Here is a 23641-nt window from a genome sequence, read left to right on the forward strand (position 1 = left end):
CTCCCTTACGCCGCCTTGGCCTGCTGGGTGTCGCCGCCGATCGCTTGCATCACCTCATCGGAAATGCGGTTCGACACGATCTTCTCGATCGCCTGGCGGTCGCCATCGTCAAAGCCTTCGCTGTAGGCGGTGCGCAACGCTTCAACCACGGCGTCTTTGGCGCCGTAATTGAACAGGAGCTGCCAACCCCAGCGGATGAGCACGCGGGTGGACATCGGCTCCGGCAGCGACCCGTCCAGGTACGCCTTCCGGATGTCGTTGGCCGCCTGCACCATCGCGGTGATCAGCTGGCCGTTGCCGATGTCGGCGATGTCCTCGACCTTGCGGGCGAGGACCTGTTCCTCGACCTGAGGGTCCATGTAGTCGACCTTCAGGAACCGGCAGCGGTCGAGTAGAGCGGAGTTCAGCCGCTCGTCACCCTGGTACAGGCCGGTGTCGTCGCCGCGCCCGCCCGAGTTGGCCGTGAAGAACAGCCGGAACATCGGATGCGGTCGGATGACTTCATCGTTCTGCACCAGCTCCAGCGGCTTGCGCTCCATCACATCGTGCAGGAACGCCGTCCCGTAGGGATCGAGCTGCGCCGCCTCGTTGATGATGCACACCCCGCCGTACTTGTAGGCGGCGGAGAGCGGGCCGTACTGGAAGCCGCTGTTGCCCTTGATGAGGACCGGGTGGCCGAGAAGATCGGTCGCGTCGGTCTTCTTGCTCACCGAGAAGGACCAGACCGGATAGTTGAGCCGGGCGGCCAGCTGCTCGATGCCCGTGGTCTTGCCGGACCCCTTCGGGCCGAAGACCCACATGGAGTCGGTCAGCGGCTGGTCGAAGAACGCGATCAGCTTTTCCGTCAGGGTCTTCTCGAAGACGTAGTGCCGATCCACCGCGGGGACCTTGTGGTGCCCCGCAGCCGGCCAGCCGGCGATGGTGAAATCAGCCGGGAAGGACTTCAGGCCGGTGATGTCGCGCACAACGTACTGCTGAGTCTGCGTCATGATGTGGTGCTCCCGTGAAAAATCCGGACGCACCCGTGGCCCCTGCGGGGCCAAGGTCGTGCGCCCCAAGGGGTTCTGGTCAAAGCCGCGCGTGGCGGCGTTCATCTCCGGCCGTGCCTGTCGTCAGGCACGGCCGGTTGCTTGTTGGGATCAGGCCGCGTTGGCGGCCGTCGCTTTTTCCTTCTGCAGCGTGAACTTGGTCGAGATGCTGCCGCTCTTGCGGTAGCGATTGATCTCGCTTTCCGGAAGGTCGGGGCAGTGGTCGGCCAAGAGCGCCTTGTAGTCGACGGTGCCGCGGACGAGGAACCGGTTGATCCGAAGACCACCCGCTTCCGCGATGGAGAAGGCGTCCATCTTGGCGACGAGCTTCTGCTCGACCGCTTCAACGGCTTTCTTGGCCTTGTCCATCTCCGCCTTGGCGGCGGCGAGCGCTGCCGTCACGGACCGATACTCCGTGACGAAGGTGTCCCAGGCCGCCCGCTCCTCCTCGGAGGTGGGCGCCCACACATCCCTGGCCGGATCCTTGTCGGGCTCGACATTCTCCCGAACCTTGCGGGCGAACTCCAGCGCTGTCGGGATGTAGTCGGCGAGGAAGGCGTCGTCGCGTTCGATCGTGAACTCAATGACGTCGAGCTTGCCGTCGGTCTGCGTCTCGCAGGCAAAGATCAGCGTGGCCCGCTTGGCGCCGGCCACCAGCAGCTGGTGCTGAACCTGGTGCCAGTACAGGCGGTACGCTTCGGAGTCCTCACCGAGCGCTTCGAGGTCGCCGAACACCGACTGTCCGGGGGCTTTGATCTCCACCGGGCAGCCGTCGTCGTCGAGGGCGTCGAAGGACGCGGCGAGTTCGGGATGCTCCGAGCACTCTCCGCACATCGGCACAAGCAGCATGCCCGTGGATTCGGCCATCCGGTGGCGGATGACCTCTTCGAGCTGCTTGCCGCGACGGACGTTGGGGTTGCGGGACAGGTCCTCCTCCGGAATGAGGCCGACCTTTTCCGCCCAGAGACGGTACGGGGTCTTGTACGGGCTCTTGCCCAGCACCACCGCCGCCTCCGACGCCGTCACCTTGCCGGCGCGCCAAGCGTGCCACTGCGGCGTCCCCTGAATGTGATCGATCACGTTCATGATGCTATTTCCTCGTGAAAAGGGCGCGCCGGTCCTCCCGTGTGGGAGCGCGCGTGTTGTCGGAAAATCGCGCGGCGTGCCGGGGCACGGCGGCGCGGCGCGTTGATCAGCTGGCCGCCGCGGCGACGAGGGCGCCGGTGAAGGTCACCAGGCGCACGCCGCAGAGCGACAGGGCGATGCCCAGCCAGGGGTGCCGCCGCAGCAGGCAGAGCACACCGAGCAGGAGGACGAGGAGGCCCGGAAGGGCGAGCACGTAAGCGATCATTGACGACGCTCCATCCATGGCGGACGGGGCACCTCTCCCCTGTAGGGGGCATGGCGCCCCCGACCGGGGTTGATCGTGGCCGCTGTGGGAGCGGCCGGCTCTCGTGATGGTGTCCGGCAGCGCCCCGGCGGGGAGCGGCGAGACGACGGAATGGTCAGGCCGACACCAGGACGGTGCGGCGTTGCGCGGCCGGCTTCTTCGCTTCGAAGTAGCCGAACAGCGACATGCCATGCTTTTCAGCCGGCCCGCCGTTGCCGCGCTGGAAGGCGCGGTGGGTGGCCGGAACGGGCTTCGGGGTGTAACCGCCCGCCTTCAGGGCGTTGTTCACCATGGCTTCGATCGCTTCGGACGACAGCATGTTGATCCCTTTCAGTTTGTCTAAAGCGAGCGCACCCCTCCCCGCGCCTCGGGGCATCGTGCGCCCCGAGTTGCGGGTTCTTTTGATCACGCGGCGGTCTGTTGCGCGTCGGCGGCTTCCAGCTCCTGCCGCAGCGCGGTGATGCGCTGGACCGCGTAGAGCTGTTCGTTGCCGCTGTACTGGCGCCGGACGTAATCCAGTGCGCCGTTCCACGCCCGGGTCTTGCCGAGCCGTTCGCAGAACTTCTTCACTTCGCCGACGACCTTCTCGCTGACGTCTGCGTCAGGGATCAGGGCCAGCTGAGCCTCGGGCCGGGTTTCGCTGGGGACAGGTCCAGTCTCCGCGTTCGCGGCGGACGGGGCCGGCGCCGGCGTGTTCGCGGCCTGCGGGAGCGGGATCGGGTCCGTGAAGGACGCCGGCACCGCGTTGTTGACGCTCTCGATTTCGGTTTCATCGAGCATCGAGAGACCGCAGATCGACAGGGTCACGCGGCGTTTCGCCTTGGTGGTGGCCTTCATGATCGCGTTGGCAAGGTCCTCGCCGCTGAGCGGCTGGCCGGCCTTCGGGTTGTCACGCCACCGGTTGCTCACGTCGTCGAAGAAGCGATCAGGGTGAACGAGGCCCACCGCGCCAACGTCGCTGTCGGTCCGCCCCGCCTTGTTCTTGGCGTAAGCGGTGACGTAGCAGACGTCGTCGATCACCTCGCGCTCCACCCTTTCGATGGAGACGCCGTGGATCATGCGCAACTGCTCGGACGCCTCCTTTCGGGCGTAGAGCATCAAGCGACCGTTGAGATCGATGTATTCGAACGGCCGCGTCAGGGGGTTAAGCCCTAAGGTGACGCAGACCTTTTCGTAGTAGGCGATCCGCTCGGCCTGCGTGAAGAGCTTGAGGTTGCCCTCCGTGATGACCTTCGCGATGGTGCCGGCCAGATCGGTTTCCGTGTTGGACATGCTGTCCCTCCAGTTGTTGCAGAGGGACGCCTTCCGCCGGGAGGCGGAAGTGGCGCCCCCAGGGGTTTCGTTCAGGTTGTTTGCGGATCAGATGATCGGGCGGTGCTTGCCCAGCCGGTCATGGAGGCCGCCGCCTAAAAGGGGATCTCGTCATCGAGATCGTCATGGATCGGCCCGCCGCCACCGCTCCGGCCATTGCCGTTGCCGTAGCCGCCGGAACCGCGGTTACCACCGCCATCGCGGTTGCCGTTGCCGTAGCCACCGGCACCACGGTTGCCATTGCCCCCGTGGCCGCTGCCCTGATCGTCGCGCTGACCACCGGTGAGGGCGACCTCGCTGACGCGCACGCTGAGACCAGCACCTCTGGTGCCGTCGCGCTTTTCGAACTCACGGAGCATCAGCTCGCCCGAGACCACGATTAGGTCGCCCTTCTTGAGGAAGGGAGCGAGGGATTCACCGCGCTTGCCCCACAGCGAGCACTCGACCCACTGCGTGGTCTTGCGTTCGCCAAATCCCACGTCGTTGGCGACGCGGAATCCGAGCACCTTTTCGCCGCTCTGCGTCGTGCGCAGTTCGGGATCGGCGCCGAGGCGGCCCGTAAACGTCCAAACGTTCATCGTATTTCTCCCACTTTCAAAAAAGTTGAGGGTGCCGGCGCGGGAATTCCGCAGCGGCGGTTCGTCGACACGACGACATCGCGGCCGTCGGCTGACGGTCGCGGTGAGGTGGAAAGCTGGTTTGACGGCGCACCGTCGCGCCAGGATGGTAGGAAGTGCAGGGTGCTTCCCTGCACGGGAAGCAGGCGGGTGCTGCCCGCCCAAACTGTACTGGAGGTCCTTGCCTCCTTGAGCAGCCGCCGGTGCCCCGGCGGGTGTGCCCGGCTGGATCAACGGCCAGCCGTCATCGCGTTAACGGAGCGGGTCCCGGACGACGCCCCAACGGAGGCGTTCGCCAAATCGACGGCACAAGGCGCGCCGATCAGATGGACTGGACCGTACCATCTTGGTGCGAAGCTGTAAAGCCATGCGCCAATTCGGCCACGCCGCCGGCGATCTGTCGCGCATTTGGCGTTTTTGGTGCCGCAAGTTCACGTGAGCGCGCATCTGCACGCCGGGTTTTCCATGGCGCTTTTGTCCCATACTGCAGGGCGCAACCTGACCACATCCCCAGCAGGAAAGGCTTACCGAATGGCCCAGGACGTCGTTACCGAGGCCCCCGACGGCGCTGCGGCGGCGCCCACCCCCCAGCAGCGCCGCCGGTTCCGGCGCTCCACGTCGCACGCGGAGCTGAAGCGGCGGATCAACACCAGCACCGCCCGCGTGGTCAATGGCCGCTTCTCGATCCCCGTCATCGAGGAGGCGGTGACGCTGCGGTCGCTGGAATCCCAGCGCATCGTCGAGAGCTGCTACCGCCGCGCCATGCGCTCGCTGTTCAATCTGGACGTGATTCTGGCCATCATCGACCGTTCCGCCGATGCCACCGAGGTGTGGAAGGTCGTGGACGCTGCCGTCGCCGCCGTCCTCAAGGCCGTCACCAACGAGCGAAAGCGGCTGGAGACCGTGCAGAAGAACCGCGACGTCACCCGCGAGATGAAGTACTCCCTCAGCGTCCCGGTGACCTTCCAGATCAGCTCCGCGTCCGCGCTGGATTTCTGCCAGATCGTGCGCGAGCTGGACGACACCATCGCCCTGCTCGACCTGCTGACCATGCTTCGCGTGGTGCCCCGCGCCGACCGCCGCCAGATCGCCGAAAAGCACGTCCGCGCCATCGAGGGGCTGACCAACCGCATCGTCGGCATCGAGCGCCGCGCCTTCGAGAGCGCGACGCGCATGGGCAAGGCGACCGACCTGGCCGGGCTTGAAACCGAGGCCGCGGCGCCGGCGGGTGGCGAGGCCCAAGACGTCGCGACCAAGGAGGACGCCGTGCCCGCGGACAAGGCTCCGGGATCCATCGGCGATGACGCGGTCGTCGCCACGGACGAGGACGCCGACGAGACGGACGGCGAGAGCCACGACAAGGCCGCGTAACTCCCGCAGCGTTCCTCGCGTTTTCTGATGACCTTGGCTTGGGGGATCTCGGGTGGGCGGCGGTCAGTGAGGCCGCCGCGCCGCGCACAGCATCCCCCTCCCCTTTCCGGGCCCGTTTGGCGCAGGCCTTGGCCCTTTGCCCACGCGCCACGCCCGGCACCGCCTTCCCATCGCTCCTCCCTTGCAGCGTGTTCCCGGCTCCGCCAGACGCCGCTCGCCCGTGCCGGGTTCCGCGCAGCCATTCCGGTTGCGGCGGGATTGCCTGCCATGCCGGATGCTGCGGCGCGTTGTCCCCCACGCTCCCGTGCCGCGGATCGGCGGGCTGCCGCGCGCCGCCCTTCGGCGTGAGCGCCCGCTTCCGCTGAGCATTCCCCCAATTCCCGCCATCGCCACACCGGAGCCCTCCGATGATGCCGCCCCGCCACTGTCGTCCCTACGCTTCGCCGACGGGCCTGCCCTGCACGACCGCTCAGGGCGACAGCCGCTGCGACCAGTGCAGCGCCGTGGGCCGGTGCACGCCGTATCTCGTGCTCGACGAGGAGGATCGGGTGGTCGAATGGAGCCAGCAAGGAGCGGTGATGGCCCGGCAAATCCGCGAGTCCGGCGCCGCCACCTTCTCCGACTACCTTCGCCATCTCGACCGCGCCGATCCGCTCCTCGTCCGTCACCATCAGTCGCAGACCACGGGAAGCATTGAGGATCGCCTGCGGCGGCACGCGGAGTTGCTGCGCGGGGACCGTGACGTCGACATGCTGATCGAACTGCGCGGGGGAGAGACCGTCGCCGTGACGGCGTGGCGCGTCCCCGGGCCGGCCGGCGAACCGCGCATCGTCATCTGCTTCCTGCCGTTGTCGGATTCTAGCCGCGACACCGAGCCAGCCTCCGGCGCCGAAGATCTGTGTCTCCTCGCCGCGACCATCATGGCGAAACAAGCCCCGGTGCCAATGATCGTCCTCGACGGCCGGGATCGGGTGGTCTGCTGGAACGCGCCGCTGCGCGCGATGCTGCCCGACTGGGACGACGAACACCCGCCCCTGATCGCCGGCATGACGGTCGGGGCCGCGGTGCGGGCGCTGCTGTACGCGGACATGAACAGCCGAATGGCCGATCTGCTCGACGACGCCCACACGCTGTTGTGGGTCGGGATCGAGACCACCCTGGACGAGAGGGACCTTGCCTCCAGTGAGCCATGGAAGGCGTGGCTCACGGCGTACCGGAACGGCGTCGGGTTGCCGCTCGACATCGGCGGAACCCGTCGCGAAACCATGGTGCTGCGCGCGCGGGAAGCCCGGCTGGTGATGCTGACCGACGCCGACCACGACCGCGCGGTCCGACAGGCGGCGCTCGACGCGCAAGCGGCTGCGCAGGCGTGGCAACAGGCGACCTTCTCTTTGACCCCGGTTGGCATCGTCGTCACGGAGACCGACGGCGACGCGCGCATCATCTTCGCCAACGCCGCCGTCGGCGACATCGCCGGCCGATCCGTACCGGCCTGCCGTGGCGAGCGCTTCCTTGAAATCTTCCCGTCCGCACTGTTGGGCGATGCCCTCGCCAAAGCCCTGTCCGAAGCGTCTCTCATTGAGGACGGCTACGGCGAGGCGGCCGCGCATCTCGGCTATGCCTCCTTCATGCCGGCCGCCGTGCGGCTGGCGGCAAGCGCGGACGAGGTGGAGGTCGCGCTGCCGACAGGCACACGCTGGCTCAACGTGCGCGTCGCCTTATCCCACTACGAAAGCCACCCGACGCTGACGTGGTGGCTGACCGACATCACCGCGACGAAGCACGCCGAGGTCCAATGGCGCGCCCGTGAGGCCCACCTGCAGACGCTGATCGCGGCGGCGGGCGTCGCCCCCTTCGAACTGGAACTGTCGGACCGTTCGCCGGACCTCGCCGCGGTTCGCGTCTCCCCGCTTTTCTGGCGCCTGCTCGGCCACAGCGCCGACCGGCCGGGTGGCACCACGCTCGCCGTGCTGATAGAGCACATCGCCCCGCCGGCGCGGGAATCCTTTGCCCTGCTGCTGGCCAACCGGCGCCCGACCGGGACCCTCGAATGGGTCGGCCCCTTCCGGGCACAGGACGGCGGCACGCGGTGGCTCGCGTTCCGCGGCCAGGTCTGGACCGCGCCAACCGACGGCGGCGACGCGCCCCGGCTGATCGGCGTCATCAGCGACGTGACTCGCCAGCACCACATCGAACTCGGGCTGCGGCAGGCCAAGGAACAGGCCGAGGAGGCGGCGCGGGCGAAGTCCACCTTCCTCGCCACGATGAGCCACGAGATCCGCACGCCCATGAGCGCCGTCATGGGCATGCTCGACGAGATGCGGGAGACGCCGCTGACGGGCGACCAGGCCCACCTGCTCGACGTGGCCCGCGAGAGCGCGGCGACACTGCTCGGCATCCTCAACGACATCCTCGACCTGTCGAAGATCGAAGCCGGCAAGCTCACCACGGAGCACATCGCAACCGACCCCCGCGCGCTGCTCCAGTCCGTCGCCGATGCCCACCGGATTTCGGCCAGCGGCAAGGGGCTGCACCTGTGCCTGTCCGTCGACGACGCGATCCCGCCCCGGCTCTATCTCGACCCGATGCGGCTGCGCCAGGTGCTGTTCAACCTTGTCGGCAACGCGATCAAGTTCACTCCGGCCGGGCGGGTTGAGGTGCGCGCCCTGCTGGTCCAGCCGGACGAGATGGCTGCGCCCCGCCTGCAGATCGAGGTCGGCGACACGGGGATCGGCATGACGCCCGAACAGGCGCGGCGCTGCTTCTCGCCGTTCTCGCAAGCCGACGGCTCCACCACGCGACGCTATGGCGGCACCGGCCTCGGCCTGTCGATCTGCCACCGCCTGATAGCCCTGATGGAAGGCACGATCAGCGTGCGCAGCCGGGTCGGCCACGGCAGCGTGTTCACCTTCGTCCTGCCGGTCGAGCGCGCGCCAGACGGGGCGACCGATGGAACGGCCCGCGTCCACGAAGCCGCCTCCACCAACAACCCGCTCGCCGGCGCGCGGGTGCTGATGGCCGAGGACACGCCGTTCGTCCGCACGCTCCTCCACCGCCAGCTCGTGTCGCTTGGCCTGCGGGTCACCGTCGTCGCGAACGGACGCGAAGCGCTCGACGCGCTGTTGACCGACGACGCGTTCGACCTCGTGCTGACCGACCTGCACATGCCCGACATGGACGGTGCTGCCTTCACCGCCGCGTGGCGCGCCCACGAGCGTGCCGTCGGCCGGGCGCGGCGGCTGCCGATCGTCGTCCTGACCGCCGATGTGCTCGCCGCCGAGCAGCACCGCTTCAACGCCGCCGGCTTCGACGACCACCTCACGAAGCCGGCGTCGAAGGCCCAGATCAGGGCCGTGCTGAGCCGTTGGATCCGGCCCGTCGCCGAAACGGGATCCCCCGCAGACGCGATCGCCGGGAACGCCGTTGTGCCTGTGGAGCCGCTCACGCTCGACCGCTTCGCGGACATGATCGGCAGCCACGACCCGGCGGATCTCCTGGAAGCGCTCGGCTATCTGATCGCGACGCTGGACCAGGCGGCGCTGCGCTTGGAGCAGGCGGTGGGCGGGCCTGAGCCCGACAGTGCGCAGGCCCTGGCCGAAGTCGCCCACCTCATCAAGGGCACCGCCCGCTCGGCCGGCGCCGATGCGCTCGCCACCATCGCCGCGACGGTTGAGGCGGCGGCCAAAGCCGGCGGCACGCCGCCCGCCGATGTGGCCACCCTCTTGGCCGGGCTGGCGTCGCTCCGGCACTGGTCGGCCGCCCAATCCGACCAACTTGCAACGCAGCGCTGACACCGCCTCGCCCATCCCGCCCGCCGACCACTCCTGTTTGGGCCGTGCCAACGGGCGGGCGACTGCGTCAGTTGATCCCCATCCGATACTGCTTGGACGCTTCTGAGCGAACGCCGGCCCCGTCGATTCCGTTCAGGCGATCGGTGGAGCGCGTCTCGACGTTGCGCCGCGTGCCGTTTGCGTCCTGGAAGAAGTTGTTCTTGGTCAGCGAGTCCGAGGTGATCGCGTTCGGGTCGGGCATGTGCCCCGTGGACGACAGGATCCCCATCCATTCGCTCAGATCGACCTTGTTCCAGTCGATCCTTTGCAGATCGTCCACGGTCAGCCCCCCACACTCCGGGTTCTCCGGCGTGCCGAACGTCGTCCCCAGCTGCGGCCTGGCCTGTTCTTGTATGATCCGGCTGAGAGGCGAGTTGAAGCAGCAATAGGATTCCCGCTTTTCCACACAACCGAAGGCCTTGGATGCGCAGTAAGACCCGATAAAATGGCAGTTTCGCAGCTGTTTGTTGACGTTCAGCTGGAACTCTTCCTTCGTGCACTCCCAGATGATTTTGATGAGGATCATCGTGATCTGATAGATCATGTAGGCCCACATGATCCAGCCGAGCGCCGTCCCGATGATGCCCCCGAGCACGACATCGCCGGTCGCGGTGACCTCGAACAGCATGCTGTAGGTTTCGGCCCCGAAGGTCTCGCCAACCCACTGCGAAACTTCCTGCATGATCCCCTGTTCGATCTCGTGCAGGAATCCCTTGGACACCGTTTCGCCATAGGTCATGTGCCCGGCGCCGTCCCAGCACGCCGCGGCCTTACACACCCCTGCATAGCCGTCCCAGATGCTGTTCCACGACTCCACGATGGGGGTTTTGACCGAACTCCACGCTTCGGTGACCGGGGTGCGCAGCGTTTCCCACGCCCCCCGGACCGCGCTGGTCTTGTCCATCGCCATAATCGCGGTGTCGGCCTTCCGCATGGCGAAGGCGAGGGTCATGTAATCGCCGAGGTTGGTCCCCGCACTTTTTGGAGAGCAACAATCGACGATACCGCCGAAAACCTTTTTGCACGTTTGCGCATTGCCTTTGAAGACCTGGCATTTTGAGACGATGTCCGGGTCTTCACTGGCGCAGTCGTTGTCCATGGCCATGAAGCGGGAGGCTTGCAGCGCGGCCGCAGCCTTTGCAAAGTCGGGGTTGGTTTCATTGTTCGCGTCGACGCATTCTGTGCCCTGGCAGCGCAGCGGGCCTTTGCAGTCATAGGTGCGTTCCTGGGTCATCGACGGCACATCCACGTCGCCACCGCAGTCCCAGCGCTCCTCGTTGACGTAGCACGTGCCCGAGGCCCCCTTCGCGCCACCGACGCATTCCGACGAGATGAACCCGCATCCTTGCGCCTCCAACTGCTTGCACGTGTCGACCGGCATCGCATTGCCCGATACCGTAGGGCAGTGCTGCACGCCGGTCGGGTCGGTCCAACACTCCGCTTGACCCTCCCAAAAGTCACAGGTTGTTGTCACCTTGGTCGAGCGGCACAGCGGCGAAAAGCCGTTCGCCACGGGCTCCGTAAAATTCGAGGGACAGACCAGAACGCCATTGATCGTGCTGCAGCCGTTGGCGTCCAGCGTCGGTTGGTCCGTGCATTCAAAGGTGACCTTGCAGAACTTGTCGTCCGCTTTCTTCATGCGGTCGTAGCATTCGGTCGGGGAATAGCCTTTCGACTGGACCGCTTTGGACGTGTCGTAGCGGATGCGGATGCGGGCGTACCCTTCGCCTTCTTTGCCGACCGTCACTTTCAACCCGAACTTCAGCAGCCCGTTCTTCGCGAATGAGGACTTGACGTCCAGGTTGGGGATGAACTCGAAGTCTGACATCAGGTCGCAGTTGGCGGGACGCGGCCCGGTTTCCGGCGGCCCGCTCCACACCACGTTGTCGCCGATGTAAACCTGGATGTAATCGTCCCATTTCACATACTCGAGCGTGGCCGAGGTGATCGCCTCCGCCGCCACCAGTCGGACGGTGACCGCGACATTGTGAACCCCGCACGCCTCGCCCTTCCAATAGTTGTTCCCGATTTTGCCGACGTAAAAGTCGAGGCATCCTTCCCCACATGACTCGAAGCTCGTCTCCCCGGAAACGGCTTCCAGAACCCCCACGGAATAGTCGTGTATGAGCGTGCACTGGCCGCTCGTGTCGTTGACCCGTTCGCAGGTCCGGATATCATCCAAGTGCGCTTTGTCGGTGGTGGACTTGAAAATCGTGTCCACCGAGCAATCGCTGAAGTTCTTCGCGATGGTGTCGATGTTGCTCAGCACCTTGTCGGTGGCCCCGAAGACCGGATCGTTGCGCAGGTCAGGGCGCGACTGGGTGACCGATCCGCGCACCACGCTCACCGCCTGCCCCTCGGGGGTCGTCGATGTTTTCAGGGTCGCGTAGCTATCCTGCCCCTGTTTGGTCAGCGCCGCGCTGCCGTTCTGATAAGCTCCCTTCAAACCGTCCAGCGACCCCGAGGCGCCGGGGAACAGCTCCTGGGTGTTGAAGGTGCTCTGAGCGTTGGACGATCCCGGAAACAGAGTGACCGCACCGTTGCCGTCCACGGTCGGCAGCGTGCCCCGCGAAATCGCCATGCCATAGGACTCGCCGCTCCGCCCGGCCTTGGTCATCGCGTCCTGCGCCAACGCAGCGGTTTGCACGACAAGCATGGCCCCGGCGGCTACCACCGCCACGGCGGCCCGCCCCCAGCGCTGCCACGTTGGCGGCGTGCCGTCGGTGGGGCTCGGCAATTCAAAACCGTCCTCGGACACAAATCTGGTCATGGGCCGCCGTTGGATGCTGTTCGTTGCGGGGGGAGGCTGTGGGGCGCTGCGCTGATTGCGAAACGGACGCCAGTCGACGCGCTATGCCGACGGACGCCTTTCCGCCCTTGGTCGGCGGGGCCGCTGGCCCGTCGGCCTGTCCGGCCGGTTCGCTCTACTCGGGCATCCGACAGACGACGTTTGCGCCTGGACCGGTTGGCGTCCCATGCGGCCTCCCCTCAGGGACGACGCGGACGCCGGCAGGGCCATTCCACCGCGTGATGCGTCGTGTTCCCGCCCGCCCCCTGACGCTGGCCTGTGCCGCCGACAGGGCCGGCGCACTGGCTGGCCCAACATGTTTTGGCATTTTGATTTCATGATCGTCGTTCCTGGTCGCAGGAATTTCGGCAGCTTGGTTGCACGAATTTCGGCTTGGTCGCACGAATTTCGGCGCGGCCCACCACCTCTACCCGCCAACGATGCCGATGCAGCAATCCACCCAGCGGTAAATGACGTAGAGAGCGTCCTCGCCGATCGCCGGGATCGATCGCCAGTCACCCCAGAGCATCGACGGGTAGCCAAGCACATGGCTGCCCGGCACGGAGATCTCCTTGCCGCTACCCGACTGCTCCGCCTGCTGCGCCGTACCGCCGCTGTTTTCCGATCCGGGGACCGCCTCAACCGTCCGCTTGGTCGTTGTGGCCTGCGTGACCGGAAAGAACATGCTGAAGCGGTACATGGACTTCGTCATCAGCGGGTCGATCGCGCCGCCACACATCACATCCGAGCCCATGCTGCGCCATGCGAGGCCACGCCGGTGCGCGATGGCGAGCGACCGTGCGGCGAGGAGCGATGTGTTTTTGGCCAAGCTTCCGGGAGCGTCGTGCCGTCCCGCCATCGGGTAGAGCATGCCCCAACCGCCGGCACACCAGAACAGGCTGTCCACCGGCTCCCCAACGGTCGCCGCCGCGGTGTCCACCATACAGGCTGCGATGGCAAGCGGGTTGGCGATGGCCGCGTTCTCGGGGAACATGAAGAAGGACAGCTCGTCCTCCGACCACGTCGGATCAAACTCGCTGGTGAACACCAGGTCCATGTCGAGCATGCCGTCGGCGAAGCACATGCCGTCGATGAACAGATCCAGCATGAACAGGATTGGAAAGCTGTAGGTGTGATAGTGGAAAAAGCCCTTATCGCCGCTGTCATAGACACCCTCGCCACGGGTGCCTTGCATGCGCATGTCGCCCAGCGGCAGGATGATCCCGCCGAGAGCCGTCGAGCAGCCCGGGGTCCGAACGAGTTCCACGAGCCGCACCGGCATCCACATTCCGAAGCCTAACCCCGCCTTCGGCTTGCCATCCTTGCTCGGGCACACGCACACGGCTTGGTCGCTCGACTTGCTCGGTGTTCCCGACCCACTCATGTTCATCAGAGGCACGCCCATGACCTTGATCGGGAACATGCACGTCCAGCAGAGCGAACTTATGATGCGCCCGCTCAGCAGGCCTGCGTTCGGGCAGGTGGGCTTCTGAGCCTGCGGCTCGGCGAGCGCCGCAGCGCCGGTCAGCAGGGCGAGCGCCAGGGCAAAGGCCCCGGCCAGAGCACGCACGGTCACGGCGCATCTCCTTTCGGCGGAATTTCGTGGACGGTGAAGACGGAGCCGGCGCCCTCGATGACGGCCGGCACCCTTTCAAGTTTGAGCCGGTCCCGGATCTCCGGAGTCAGCACCTGCACGCCGCGGCCGAGCGAGGCTTCCAGCGCGCGAAGGCCATCCCAGCCGGCGCCGCGGTCCAAGCTGGACAGCAGGATCATCACCCGCTTGTTCGGCGGGGCGTCGGCGGCCAGCTGCGCCGCCTGCCGAACCTGGCGGGGGTCGCGGCCGTCGATTACGATCAGGCGGTAGCGGAAGGGCATGACCTGGAAAGGATTGATCCTGGTGCCGGCCGCCGCGACGACGCGGCCGTCGGGCAGCGTGATGTCGCGTTTCACCACCACCGTGGCGTCGATGCGGCGCGTGCGTTCGACCGTGGCTGTCTCCAGCTCCACGAGAGGCGCGCGCTTCCAGTAGCTGGCGAGCGCCCGCTCCTTGGCGCCGCGCAGGTCGATCTGCGCCGCCCGCGCCTGCATCACCGCGATCAGGTCGGCCTCCGCGATGGGTTCGGTCGGGCCGAGCGCGCCGAAGTCGCCGCATTCGCCGGCCTCCAGCCGCGCCAGCACCGCGCCCGGATGGGCAAGGCCACGCGCCCGCGCCGCCAGGACCCCGTTCTCGAAGACCAGCACTTCCGGAACGACGGTGACATCGTGCTCGGAAAACACCGTTGGATCGATCACGACGGACGGCGGCTGCTCCTGGTCACCGGCAGCGCGGCGCAGGCGGATGATGGCGTCGGTAAGCCTCTCCCCATCGAGCAGGCCGCGGACGACGTAGCGAACGTCGGGCGGCGCCGACGCGAGGAGGTCGCGGATTGCCGCCTCGCCGAGCGACCAGCTGATGGCGACCACGACCGTGCGGCCCTTCTCCGCCACCGTGGCCGGCGGACGTTCGTCCTCGCCCGGCGCGCCGCCGCCCGGCTGCCCGCCCGCCAAGCGCTCCATCGCCTGCCGGGCGATGCGGTCCGCGCTATCGCGTTCGGGCGCGACATCGACCGCTCCGGCTGTGCCACGCAGCCAGTCGGGCATTTCCGACGACCGCGCCTGGTCCTGAATGCGCTGGGCCTGTTCGGCGATGCGCCGGATGTCGTCCAGTTCGGACGCGACGGCGGGGGAGTGGGCTGCCCCGGCCGTAATGGCGGCGAGGGCAAGCCGGGCGATGAGGTGGCGCATGGTGCGGCTCTTGGCAGGCGCCGGGCGGGCCGCCGTGCTGGCGCCCCGCCCGGTCACACGGGGCTCAGCTGGCGAACGGCGTCGCGAGGGCGAGCACCGCCAGCCCGACGAGCGAGCCGACGTAGAGGTAGGCGACCGGCGTCGCCCAGGCGGCCCGGCGCAGACCGGCCGGCTCGATCAGCCCGTCCACGTGCAGGCTGAGATCGGATTCCGCGCCGGGCTCCATCCGCACCCGGTCGTAGAGCGCGCCGTAGGCCCCCTTCTGCTGGTGCAGCCGGGCGTCGGCCAGCCACAGGGACAGAACCAGGATGAAGCCCGTGAGATGGATCACGGCGATCCCGGCGGTCTTGCCGCTGGCCAGCATCTGGACCACGAATAGGACGAGCACCACGGCGAGGGCGCCGCCCTTCAGGAGCAGCGACTGGTGGTCGTAGCCGCGGATGATGTTCTGGATGAACGTCAGGTGGGTCAGACGCGTGTTCATAGACTGTTGCCTCCGTCAGAATAAGGGATAGACACGACCGATGATGCGGTCGGCCGGGATCGGACCCCAGTAGCGGCCGTCGAAGCTGTTGAAGGCCCGGCCGAGCAGGAAGACGGCACCGTCCGGAACCGTGAAGCGGCGCTCGAAGTGGCTGGCCGGTTGCCCGAGCGTCGCGGCGAGCGCCAGGCCCTCGCCACGCACCGCGCCGTTGACCCGCACCTCGCTCGTCGTGATCGCCACCTCGTCCCCGGCCAGACCGTCCGCGAACTTGGCGACGAGCGTGCCGTCCGCGATCCACGGGCCCAGGCCCCGCGCCGCAAACGCGTAGGCCTGCTCGCGCTGCGGCATCGTGTCGTAGCGGTCGATCAGCAGCACCCGCACGCCCGGCATCGAGCGCTCGACCTGGGGATCGATGGCGACCGCATACCGGCTGGACAGGTAGGCTCCGCACGCCGCCGCGACCGCGCCGGCCAGGAGCGCCTTGGCGGCGAAGCGCCGCCAGGGCTCGCGCTTTCGGATTCCGATCATCGCAGCCGCTCCGGGCGCAGACCCGCCGGCGAGGCAAGCCCCATGCTTTGCAGCAGCGCGGCGCCGTCGGTCGGGGCGTTGCTGGCGGGGGAGAGGGCGGCGGGCGCGGCGGACTGTGCCGGCGACGGAGGCCCTGCCGGCGGGGCGGCCACACTTGCAGGGCGGGCGGTCGGAAACATTCCGTCGACCGGAATGATGAACCCCGGCGGCATCCCGTGGACCGCCGCCGCGTCGAGCACGATGAACCCCGCGCCGGCGAGGCGGTGAACCTTCGCGCGCAGATCGACCGCCGCCCGGTCGACCTGTTCGGCGGTCGCGCCGACGGCGGCACCCTCGATGATCGGCTGGAAGTCGACCACGGCGATGCGCGGGCGGACCGCGAACTCGCCTTCGAGCTGGTCGATTCGGCGCATGCTGGCCGCGTAGCCGCCGGCGCCGCCGATCCCAGCCGCGACAGCCACGACGGTGAGGGTGTGCCAGAAGCGGCTGGCGCCGCGATCAGGCTGCGACATCGACCAGCCCCTTTTCAGCGATGATCTCCTCGATGGCTTGGCGCACGTCACGGCCCTGCCGCTGCTTGCGCCAGACGGCCTGCACATCGTCGGGGTGCGTCGAGTAGAGGTAATAGCGGAACGGATCCACGATCAGGCGCCCGATGCCCAGGCCGTAGTCCGTAATGCACAGCATCTCGGAATACTTCCCTTTCACGGTATGCACGGTTTTAAGGTAGTGGTAGCCGCCGGGTCCGATCGGCAGACGGTTTTCCTTTTCCGCCTGATTGATCACGTCGATCTTCTGCGAGAGCAGGAACATGTTGGTTGAGTTGGCGACGATGGCCCGGCCGCTGTCCGAGGCGTAAAGTTCGTCCAGGCCCTGCGTCACCACCACCGCCGAGCCGTTGTATTTCCGGAACTTACGGAAGCTGGCTTCGATGAAGGGGGCCACCTCGTTGCCTTCGGCCAGCAGCGCCCAGGCCTCGTCGATGATGACCATCTTGTGCCGGTTGCGCGCGCCCAGATACATCGTGTTCTGGATCTGCAGAATCAGCTGGAGCAGCACCACCTGCTGCAGATGCTTGCGGCCGCGCAGGTCATCGAGTTCCAGCACCGTGAAGCGGTTGTCGAACTTCACGTTGTTGCGGCCATTGAAATACTTCCCGTACTCGCCCTTGCTGGTGAAGCTGTAGAGCTGAACGCCGATGTCCTTGACGCGCTGGTCTTCGTGCTGTTTCAGCTTTTCCGCCACGTTGTCGATGATCAGCGTGTGCTTCAGCTCATCCCACAGTTCGCCGACCGTGCGCTTCAACTCGGCCAGCTGGAGGTTCGTCAGCGGCTCGTTCGGCGCCGCCATCGCCACCAGCAGGCCAACCAGGGCGTCGGCCTCCTCTTCGTAATCCTGGACGATTTCGAACGGATTCAGGCAGATGTCAGTGTCCGGCCCGAAATGGATGAAGTCGCCGCCGTAGAACGCGCACTGCTTTTCGTACGACCGGCCGCAGTCGATCACCCAGACCTGGCCACCGGCGCTCATTTCGGAACTGATGAACTCGTTGGTCAGGAACGACTTGCCGGACCCGGACTGCGCGACGATGCAGCAGTTGTAGTTGGCGCTGGAATCGAACAGCGACACGTTCATGATCTGGCCGTTGCGGCTCAGCAGATTAACCATCGGGGTGCCGGTCCCCTTCCAGTCCGCGAACACCGGCAGAAGCGGGATGACGTGCGCCGTCGACATGGTCTTGTAGCGGTAGATGTCTCGCAGCGCCGCCCGGTCGGGGCCGAAGGGCATGGCGTTGAGGAACAGGGGCAGGCAGTAGAAGCGGTCCGGGAGAATCGTGAAGCCGCACTCTCCCCAGTAGTTCATCGCGTTGGACACCGCCGCGTCGGCCCCGGCCTCGCTGTCGGCAAACAGGATCAACGCCAGGAACAGCTTCACCGGCCGATGGCCGTCCTCAAAGGCGTTGAACAGGTTTTCCAGATCGTCTGCCTTCTCCTTCAGCTTCGGCACGCGCGCGTATAGCGGGCCGAGCTTCTGGCTGATGGCCATCTGCTTCTTGGTGCCCAGGCGATCCTTGAGGTTGGTCGGGTCGGGGAAATACAGCGTCGCCGACATGACGAACGGGCCGTAGATGCCGCGAATGCCCTGAATCGCGTCACCGAGGTACGTCAGCGCCGTGCCGAACGCCACGCGCTGCGGGAACTTCTTGACGCTGAGCAGCCGCACGTGGGTGTCGCCGACCTGCAGGCCTTTGCTGTGCACCTTGATGGCGGAATCGAAGTCGAGGATCTGATCCTGCAGCAGTTCGTCCGGGTCCGCCTCCTGGCGGCGTCGGCGCCACGAGGCGTGCGGGGCGTGGTTGAGCAGGACCGACATTTCGTGGACGTAGTCGTCCTTCGTCATCGCCTCCGGCTGGAAGCCGATGTTGGTCAGCGCCGTCTCGACGATGACCCGCAGCCGCGTCATTTCGGCCTTTTGATGCGGGGTCGGCTCTGGGTTCGGGATCGGGCACTTGACCACGACCATCAGCCGGATGTCGCGGACGCGCATCGCGGAGCCGCCGTAGAGCGGCTTGCGCGTGCCTTCGGTCATGAATTTCGCGCGCTTCAGGATGGTTTCCATCAGCAGCGGATCGCTCTGGCCCTCGCGCAAGCCCAGCATGCCGGACACGTAATCGCCGATGTCCGGCGCGCCGTACAACACGAACTGGACGAAGCTGTCCTTCGGCCAGTTCTCGTTCAGCAGGACGTTGATGCGGTTGAAGGCCTTGTCGTCGCCGGACGTCAGGGGCTGACACATGAAGGCGAAGGCCAGGGTCTGGTCTTCCAGATAGAAAAGGCGGGTTTCGGGCTCGTAGGCGAGGACCGGAAACTTTTCGTTGGCCCGGTCGATGCTCCGGTGTTCTTCGTCCAGCATGGCCGTCCCCACTACGACCGGCTGTCCAGCCACGCGCCGAGGTCTGGGCGGTAGCCGCGCAACACGCGACCGTCGGGCGCGATCGTCATGGGAACGCCCGAGACGCCGAGGATCTGCGCGGTGACCAGGCGCTTCTGGATCGGCACCAGGTCGCACGGTTCGGCCTGCTCCAGCGACGTGGTGAACTTTCCGGATACGAGTTCCGCGATCGCATTTTCACGGTTGGTCGCGCAGCTGATCTCGCGGGTCAGCGTCTTGGACTGTTCGCCCAGGACCGGGATGACCAGCAGCTCGAAGGTGTAGGCATCACTGAGCGCCGCCATCTGCTCCATCAGGCGGTGGCAGTACGGGCATTTGGGGTCGACGAACACCCGCACGGTTTGCGGTCCCGTGCCGACGCGCAGCGGCCCCAACGCCTGGAAGTCGAGCTTGAGCGCCGACAGGTCGAGCCGGTCGCCGAGCGCGCGGACCTCCGCCAGCGACTTGATCTCCTTCATGCCCCAGGTGTCGAACACCCGCCCGACGATGACGAAGCGCCCGTTGCCCACGAGGAAGGCGAGACCCGGCAGGTCGGAGCTTTCGACCGCCGTGACCGGCGTGCCGGGCAGCTGCTGCGTGCCGAGGATTTCGCCGCCGATCCCTCCAGGCCGCAGCGGCGGCATCTCCTGCCCGGCCACCGGTGCCGCCATCGCCATGACCAGACCCGCCGCCGCGAGCGCCTGCGCAATCCTCATCGTCCGCTCTCCAGGGTTTCCGTTCGAGCGGCCAAGATACCGGTTGTGCTCGTGCCATCGCGCGCCCTCCAGATGCGCGCCCAGAGCACCTTTCTCGCCCTAAAACGACCGACGGCGCCCTGCGAACAGGACGCCGTCGGTTGCTCCCCACCCTGGCCGGCCCGTCAGCGGGCGACCGCCTCCGGCGATTCCGCGCCGCTGTCGTCAACGCCGATCACCGACACCAGCGGCGCCGACGGGCGATCCCGCTTGCTGATGGTGATGCGGTCCGACGACAACGACTGCTCGACGCCGTCCACCTTCCAGCGGTACTTGGTGATCCGGCCGTCCGGGTCCGTGCACACAGCCTGATAGTTCCAGCCGGAGTTCCACGCCCGCACGTCAACCTTGCAGGTTGGCGGCCGATTGGGGTTGACCGTGACCGCCTGCTCGGCGGTAACCCGGTCGCCCATCCGCATGTCGACTCCGACGCCGACGGTGTGGCTGCCATCGTTCAGCGTCACGCGTCCCACGGAGTTTCCCGCCCCTGGCTGCTGCACGCCATCCACGGTGTAGGTGTAAGCCGTGGGGGTGTTGCGCGGGTGGCCGCCGGTGATCTTCGGCAGCACCGTCATGTCGAGCGGGGCACGCGAATACTTGTTACCGGGGCGCAGCTCCAGCGTCATCGCCAGCGGCGGCGGCTCCCCGAGCGTGACGTTGGTGTCGAGGACGGTCCGGTTGCCGCGCGCGTCGGAGATGTCGATCTGCACCGGGTAGGTGCCGGCGCGGTCCACGTTGACGCGGCGGCCCTGATCGCGGCGGGCGTCCAGCACGGTCAGCTCCGGCGGGATCGTCCAGACGATCGCGAGGTTCTCGATGCGCTGGTCGTTGCCGAGCGCGCTGACGCGCAGCACTGCGTCGGAGGGCGCAGACTCATAGGTGGAGTTGACCGACACGCTCCACTCCGGCCAACGGTAGGTCCACACCTTGACGGTCTGCACGGCGGTCGCCTCCGCGCCGGCCTCGCGGAAGCCGTCGATCCAGGCGCGGTAGGTGAAGTTCACCGACCCTTTCGCCTCGTCCGCCTGGACCGGCGTCCACTCCACCTCGTTGCCGCTCACCACCGTGCCGTCCGGCAGGGTCCATTCGCCCTGCGTCGTGCCCACCATGTTCGGCAGCGGCAGCGTCACCGACGCGCGGAACGTCGCCTGCCGGCCGGTTTCCGCCAGAGATGGCCCGGAGATGCGGACGTTGGGCGGGCGGACGCGCAGGAAGTCGACCTGCATGCGCGCCTCCGTCCAGGCAGTGTCCTGGTCCGTCGGCGCCGAGCGCAGGCGCGCCCGGACGCGGAGCGGCAGCTTGCTTTCCTCCGCGCGGGTGATCTCCAGGCGGTCCGTCCCGGCCGTCCAGGTCGAGCCGCCGTCCTGCGTCCACTGGAGATCGTAGGCCGGTATCGTGCCGTCCTTGGCCGTCACCGTCGCGACATAGCTTGCCCGGCCTCCGACGAACACTTGCGACGGGCCAGACAGAGTGACCACCGGCACGTCGAACGCCAGCACCTCGACGGGATCGGTGTAGCTGACTTCGTTCGAGTAGCGGTTGATCAGCTTCGCCCGCACCAGATGCCGGCCCGCATCGAAGCGGTAGGTCAGGCGTGGCTTGTACTTCGCCGAGCCGGCCGGAAGCGTCTTCCAGATGCTCCCGTCGTCGCTCGCCTCCCAATCGACCGTGCCGATCGCCGCCTGGTCGCCGGTGTTGGCGAGCTGGAGGACGAACGCGCTCGACAGCGGCGCCGGGCCGACGATGCGTTCGGCGCCCACCGCGGCGCCGATGGCGCCGCCGCGCAGCACCGACACGCTGACGGCGCGCGGCGACTTCTCGACCCGCGCCGCCGCCGGGTTGCTGGTGATGAGCTGCGCTTCGGCGTCTAGGCGGATCGAGGATCCACCGAAGCTGGTCAGCGGCACATCGAAAGCCGCCTCGCCGTTCAGGACGTCGACGTAGGCCGTCAGCGGCGTCGATTGCCCGCCGGTCTGGCTGAGCACCACGCGGACGCGCCACTGCCCCATGCTGTCGGCCGAGTAAGGGGCGTTCGGGGTCGCCGTGTCGCGGATCGACACGGTCACCGGCAGGATGTTGGTGTCCAGCTCGGATGTGGTTGCGGCGGCGATCAGGGGCTTGACCGTCGTGGAGGCGACATACACAACTTGGGCCGCCGCCTCCGCGTAGACGTCCGGCAGGTCGCGGTACGCCACACGCATGGTGATCCGGCTCTCGCGCCAGATCTCGGCCGCGTCCACCTTGACCGGCCGGCGCGTCGAGAAGCTGACGCTCTGCGTCTGCGTGGCGTTGATCGTGTCGGTCGCGATCACCTTGCCGTCGCGCCGCAGTTCGAACGTGAGCATCGCCCGGTCGGAGGTGATGGAGACATCGCCAATCGTCCCCCCCGTCACCGGCACCGCGAGCATCCCGCCGTTGTCCGGCGCCGACGCCACGAACGACAGGGCGGGCGTCGTCGGATCGACTGTGTCGAACACCACGTCGCCCTGCGCCACCAGCGTCTGGTTGCCGCTCGGCGCGACCACGTAGGCCTGCCACGATGCCGATTGCTGCCCGGCGTCGCGCAATAGGCCGGTCAGGCGCGGCGTCGTGCTCTTCGGGTCGGCCGCGACGCCGGTCGGTAGCGCGGTCCATTGCAGGTAGCAGCCGAGCTGATTCGGCCCGCTCGCCGCCTTCGCCGCGTCGAGAGTGCTGGTGAGCGTGCAGGAGGGGCCGCCGGCCTGCGCCATCGTCACGTCCACCGCGCCGATGCCGCGGGTGACCGGCGCGACCGGGCGAGACGGGTTGAAGCTGAACATACCGAGGGGCGCGGTGGCGGTGATGGTTCGCTCGCCCGTCGCAACCGGTACCTCGTTGCGGCCGTCGAAATAATACAGCGTGTACGCGATCTTCTGCGGCCCGTCCGCCCAGAGCCGGCCGCTGAGGTTCAGGCTGCCCGTCGCCGGTTCCAGCCCCTCAGGCAGCGAGGTCCAGTGCAGGCGGCAGACGTCCGTGCGGCGGTTCGGCGTGGTGGAGGCCACCACTTGGCAGGGCATGTTGCCGGACGCGGCCACCTGGATCTTCACGGGCGTGACCGCCTGATACACCGTCCACTTGTCCGTGGTCAGGGCGACGTCGGCTCCCCAGGTCGCCACCGTGGTTTCGATGACCGGCGCTTTGCTGTCGGCGATGAGCAGGATCAGCGGGCTCTCGCCCGACACGCCGGCTTCGTCGACGGCCAGCGGCACCGACAGGATCGGCTGGGCGAAGTTGACCACGCCGACCGACACCGGGGCCGCGCCGGGCCGCACGGCGACGCCGTTGACCCGCAGCGCGATGGTGCCCGCCGGCTTAATCGCCGCGAAGACTTGGCGGCTGCCGGTGACCGTGCTCCCGTCCGTGCGCTTCAGCGTCTCGCTGATGAGCGCGTCGTTGCCGAACTGATCCTTGACGGGCGTGGTGATCGCCGGGATGGACACCCGTCCGCTGGTGGCACTCGTAAGGCCCGCTTTCGGCGGGTCATACCAGATCGGCACGTCGGTGGTGCTGGTGTTGTTCGCCGCGTCCTTGCCGAGCACGCTCAGCGTGTAGGCGCCGACCCAAGTCGACGGGAGCATCGGCGCGCTGGAGAGCGCAGTCACCGCGGACTCGTTTTTCACCGTCACGGTCACCGGCGCGGAGGTGGTGGAAACCCCCGCGTCGATGGAGAATCCCAGCGGGGCGGACGGCAGCGTCAGCTGGGGACTGGCGTCCCCGTAGGTTGCCCCCAACGCGGTCCCCGCTGCGCCCAGCAACGCCAGTGCGGCGGCAGCGATCTTGAGCTTCCTCTTCATGTTGCCGGCTCC

Annotated in this window: 17 protein-coding genes; 2 read left to right on the forward strand and 15 right to left on the reverse strand. The window is 67.3% G+C overall.

Features of this window, described 5'->3' with window-relative positions:
• Positions 1–5: 5 nt before the first annotated feature.
• From ACSVC7_RS17185 to ACSVC7_RS17210, 6 genes are all read right to left on the reverse strand, one after another.
• Positions 6–989, reverse strand: a complete 984-nt coding sequence (locus tag ACSVC7_RS17185; protein WP_448205418.1) for an AAA family ATPase — start codon at positions 987–989, stop codon at positions 6–8.
• A gap of 150 nt (positions 990–1139) precedes the next feature.
• Positions 1140–2114, reverse strand: a complete 975-nt coding sequence (locus ACSVC7_RS17190; protein ID WP_448205419.1) for a YqaJ viral recombinase family nuclease — start codon at positions 2112–2114, stop codon at positions 1140–1142.
• Positions 2115–2220: 106 nt separating this feature from the next.
• Positions 2221–2379: a hypothetical protein gene (locus ACSVC7_RS17195; protein WP_448205420.1), complete on the reverse strand. Its 159-nt coding sequence runs from the start codon at positions 2377–2379 to the stop codon at positions 2221–2223.
• A 154-nt stretch (positions 2380–2533) separates the two neighbouring features.
• Positions 2534–2737: a hypothetical protein gene (locus ACSVC7_RS17200; RefSeq protein WP_448205421.1), complete on the reverse strand. Its 204-nt coding sequence runs from the start codon at positions 2735–2737 to the stop codon at positions 2534–2536.
• A gap of 86 nt (positions 2738–2823) precedes the next feature.
• Positions 2824–3690 (reverse strand): hypothetical protein, encoded by an 867-nt coding sequence (locus ACSVC7_RS17205; protein WP_448205422.1) that lies wholly within the window; start codon positions 3688–3690, stop codon positions 2824–2826.
• Between the two features lie 134 nt (positions 3691–3824).
• Positions 3825–4307, reverse strand: coding sequence for a single-stranded DNA-binding protein (locus ACSVC7_RS17210; RefSeq protein ID WP_448205423.1), 483 nt, complete (start codon positions 4305–4307; stop codon positions 3825–3827).
• A 570-nt stretch (positions 4308–4877) separates the two neighbouring features.
• Here ACSVC7_RS17210 and ACSVC7_RS17215 point away from each other — a divergent pair.
• Positions 4878–5717, forward strand: coding sequence for a hypothetical protein (locus ACSVC7_RS17215; RefSeq protein ID WP_448205424.1), 840 nt, complete (start codon positions 4878–4880; stop codon positions 5715–5717).
• Positions 5718–6124: 407 nt separating this feature from the next.
• Positions 6125–9508 (forward strand): hybrid sensor histidine kinase/response regulator, encoded by a 3384-nt coding sequence (locus tag ACSVC7_RS17220; protein WP_448205425.1) that lies wholly within the window; start codon positions 6125–6127, stop codon positions 9506–9508.
• Between the two features lie 67 nt (positions 9509–9575).
• Here the strand turns inward: ACSVC7_RS17220 and traN are convergent, their stop codons facing one another.
• From traN to ACSVC7_RS17265, 9 genes are all read right to left on the reverse strand, one after another.
• Positions 9576–12317, reverse strand: coding sequence for a conjugal transfer mating pair stabilization protein TraN (gene traN, locus ACSVC7_RS17225; protein ID WP_448205426.1), 2742 nt, complete (start codon positions 12315–12317; stop codon positions 9576–9578).
• Between the two features lie 445 nt (positions 12318–12762).
• Entirely contained in the window at positions 12763–13911 is a 1149-nt protein-coding gene (locus ACSVC7_RS17230) for a TraU family protein (protein WP_448205427.1), read from the reverse strand.
• Positions 13908–15119, reverse strand: a complete 1212-nt coding sequence (locus ACSVC7_RS17235) for a TrbC family F-type conjugative pilus assembly protein (protein ID WP_448205428.1) — start codon at positions 15117–15119, stop codon at positions 13908–13910. Before ACSVC7_RS17235 ends, ACSVC7_RS17230 begins: the two co-directional genes overlap by 4 nt.
• Before the next feature lie 64 nt (positions 15120–15183).
• A complete protein-coding gene (locus ACSVC7_RS17240) occupies positions 15184–15603 on the reverse strand; it encodes a hypothetical protein (RefSeq protein ID WP_448205429.1) in 420 nt (139 codons plus the stop codon).
• Between the two features lie 15 nt (positions 15604–15618).
• Positions 15619–16131, reverse strand: a complete 513-nt coding sequence (locus ACSVC7_RS17245) for a S26 family signal peptidase (RefSeq protein ID WP_448205430.1) — start codon at positions 16129–16131, stop codon at positions 15619–15621.
• On the reverse strand, positions 16128–16643 hold the full coding sequence (locus ACSVC7_RS17250) for a hypothetical protein (RefSeq protein WP_448205431.1): 516 nt from the start codon (positions 16641–16643) through the stop codon (positions 16128–16130). Before ACSVC7_RS17250 ends, ACSVC7_RS17245 begins: the two co-directional genes overlap by 4 nt.
• A complete protein-coding gene (gene traC / locus ACSVC7_RS17255) occupies positions 16630–19044 on the reverse strand; it encodes a type IV secretion system protein TraC (protein WP_448205432.1) in 2415 nt (804 codons plus the stop codon). The genes ACSVC7_RS17250 and traC overlap by 14 nt, the downstream gene beginning before the upstream one ends.
• An 11-nt stretch (positions 19045–19055) precedes the next feature.
• Entirely contained in the window at positions 19056–19778 is a 723-nt protein-coding gene (locus tag ACSVC7_RS17260) for a DsbC family protein (RefSeq protein ID WP_448205433.1), read from the reverse strand.
• Between the two features lie 164 nt (positions 19779–19942).
• Positions 19943–23629: a hypothetical protein gene (locus tag ACSVC7_RS17265; RefSeq protein WP_448205434.1), complete on the reverse strand. Its 3687-nt coding sequence runs from the start codon at positions 23627–23629 to the stop codon at positions 19943–19945.
• Positions 23630–23641: the final 12 nt, after the last annotated feature.

This window comes from Azospirillum mesophilum (genome assembly GCF_053470405.2).

Coding starts and splice junctions, on each gene's coding strand:
- ACSVC7_RS17235 (WP_448205428.1), bottom strand. CDS start 15,119: ATGCGCCACCTCATCGCCCGGCTTGCCCTCGCCGCCATTACGGCCGGG.
- traN (WP_448205426.1), bottom strand. CDS start 12,317: ATGACCAGATTTGTGTCCGAGGACGGTTTTGAATTGCCGAGCCCCACC.
- ACSVC7_RS17210 (WP_448205423.1), bottom strand. CDS start 4,307: ATGAACGTTTGGACGTTTACGGGCCGCCTCGGCGCCGATCCCGAACTG.
- traC (WP_448205432.1), bottom strand. CDS start 19,044: ATGCTGGACGAAGAACACCGGAGCATCGACCGGGCCAACGAAAAGTTT.
- ACSVC7_RS17250 (WP_448205431.1), bottom strand. CDS start 16,643: ATGTCGCAGCCTGATCGCGGCGCCAGCCGCTTCTGGCACACCCTCACC.
- ACSVC7_RS17215 (WP_448205424.1), top strand. CDS start 4,878: ATGGCCCAGGACGTCGTTACCGAGGCCCCCGACGGCGCTGCGGCGGCG.
- ACSVC7_RS17245 (WP_448205430.1), bottom strand. CDS start 16,131: ATGATCGGAATCCGAAAGCGCGAGCCCTGGCGGCGCTTCGCCGCCAAG.
- ACSVC7_RS17260 (WP_448205433.1), bottom strand. CDS start 19,778: ATGAGGATTGCGCAGGCGCTCGCGGCGGCGGGTCTGGTCATGGCGATG.
- ACSVC7_RS17265 (WP_448205434.1), bottom strand. CDS start 23,629: ATGAAGAGGAAGCTCAAGATCGCTGCCGCCGCACTGGCGTTGCTGGGC.
- ACSVC7_RS17220 (WP_448205425.1), top strand. CDS start 6,125: ATGATGCCGCCCCGCCACTGTCGTCCCTACGCTTCGCCGACGGGCCTG.
- ACSVC7_RS17190 (WP_448205419.1), bottom strand. CDS start 2,114: ATGAACGTGATCGATCACATTCAGGGGACGCCGCAGTGGCACGCTTGG.
- ACSVC7_RS17185 (WP_448205418.1), bottom strand. CDS start 989: ATGACGCAGACTCAGCAGTACGTTGTGCGCGACATCACCGGCCTGAAG.
- ACSVC7_RS17240 (WP_448205429.1), bottom strand. CDS start 15,603: ATGAACACGCGTCTGACCCACCTGACGTTCATCCAGAACATCATCCGC.
- ACSVC7_RS17195 (WP_448205420.1), bottom strand. CDS start 2,379: ATGATCGCTTACGTGCTCGCCCTTCCGGGCCTCCTCGTCCTCCTGCTC.
- ACSVC7_RS17205 (WP_448205422.1), bottom strand. CDS start 3,690: ATGTCCAACACGGAAACCGATCTGGCCGGCACCATCGCGAAGGTCATC.
- ACSVC7_RS17200 (WP_448205421.1), bottom strand. CDS start 2,737: ATGCTGTCGTCCGAAGCGATCGAAGCCATGGTGAACAACGCCCTGAAG.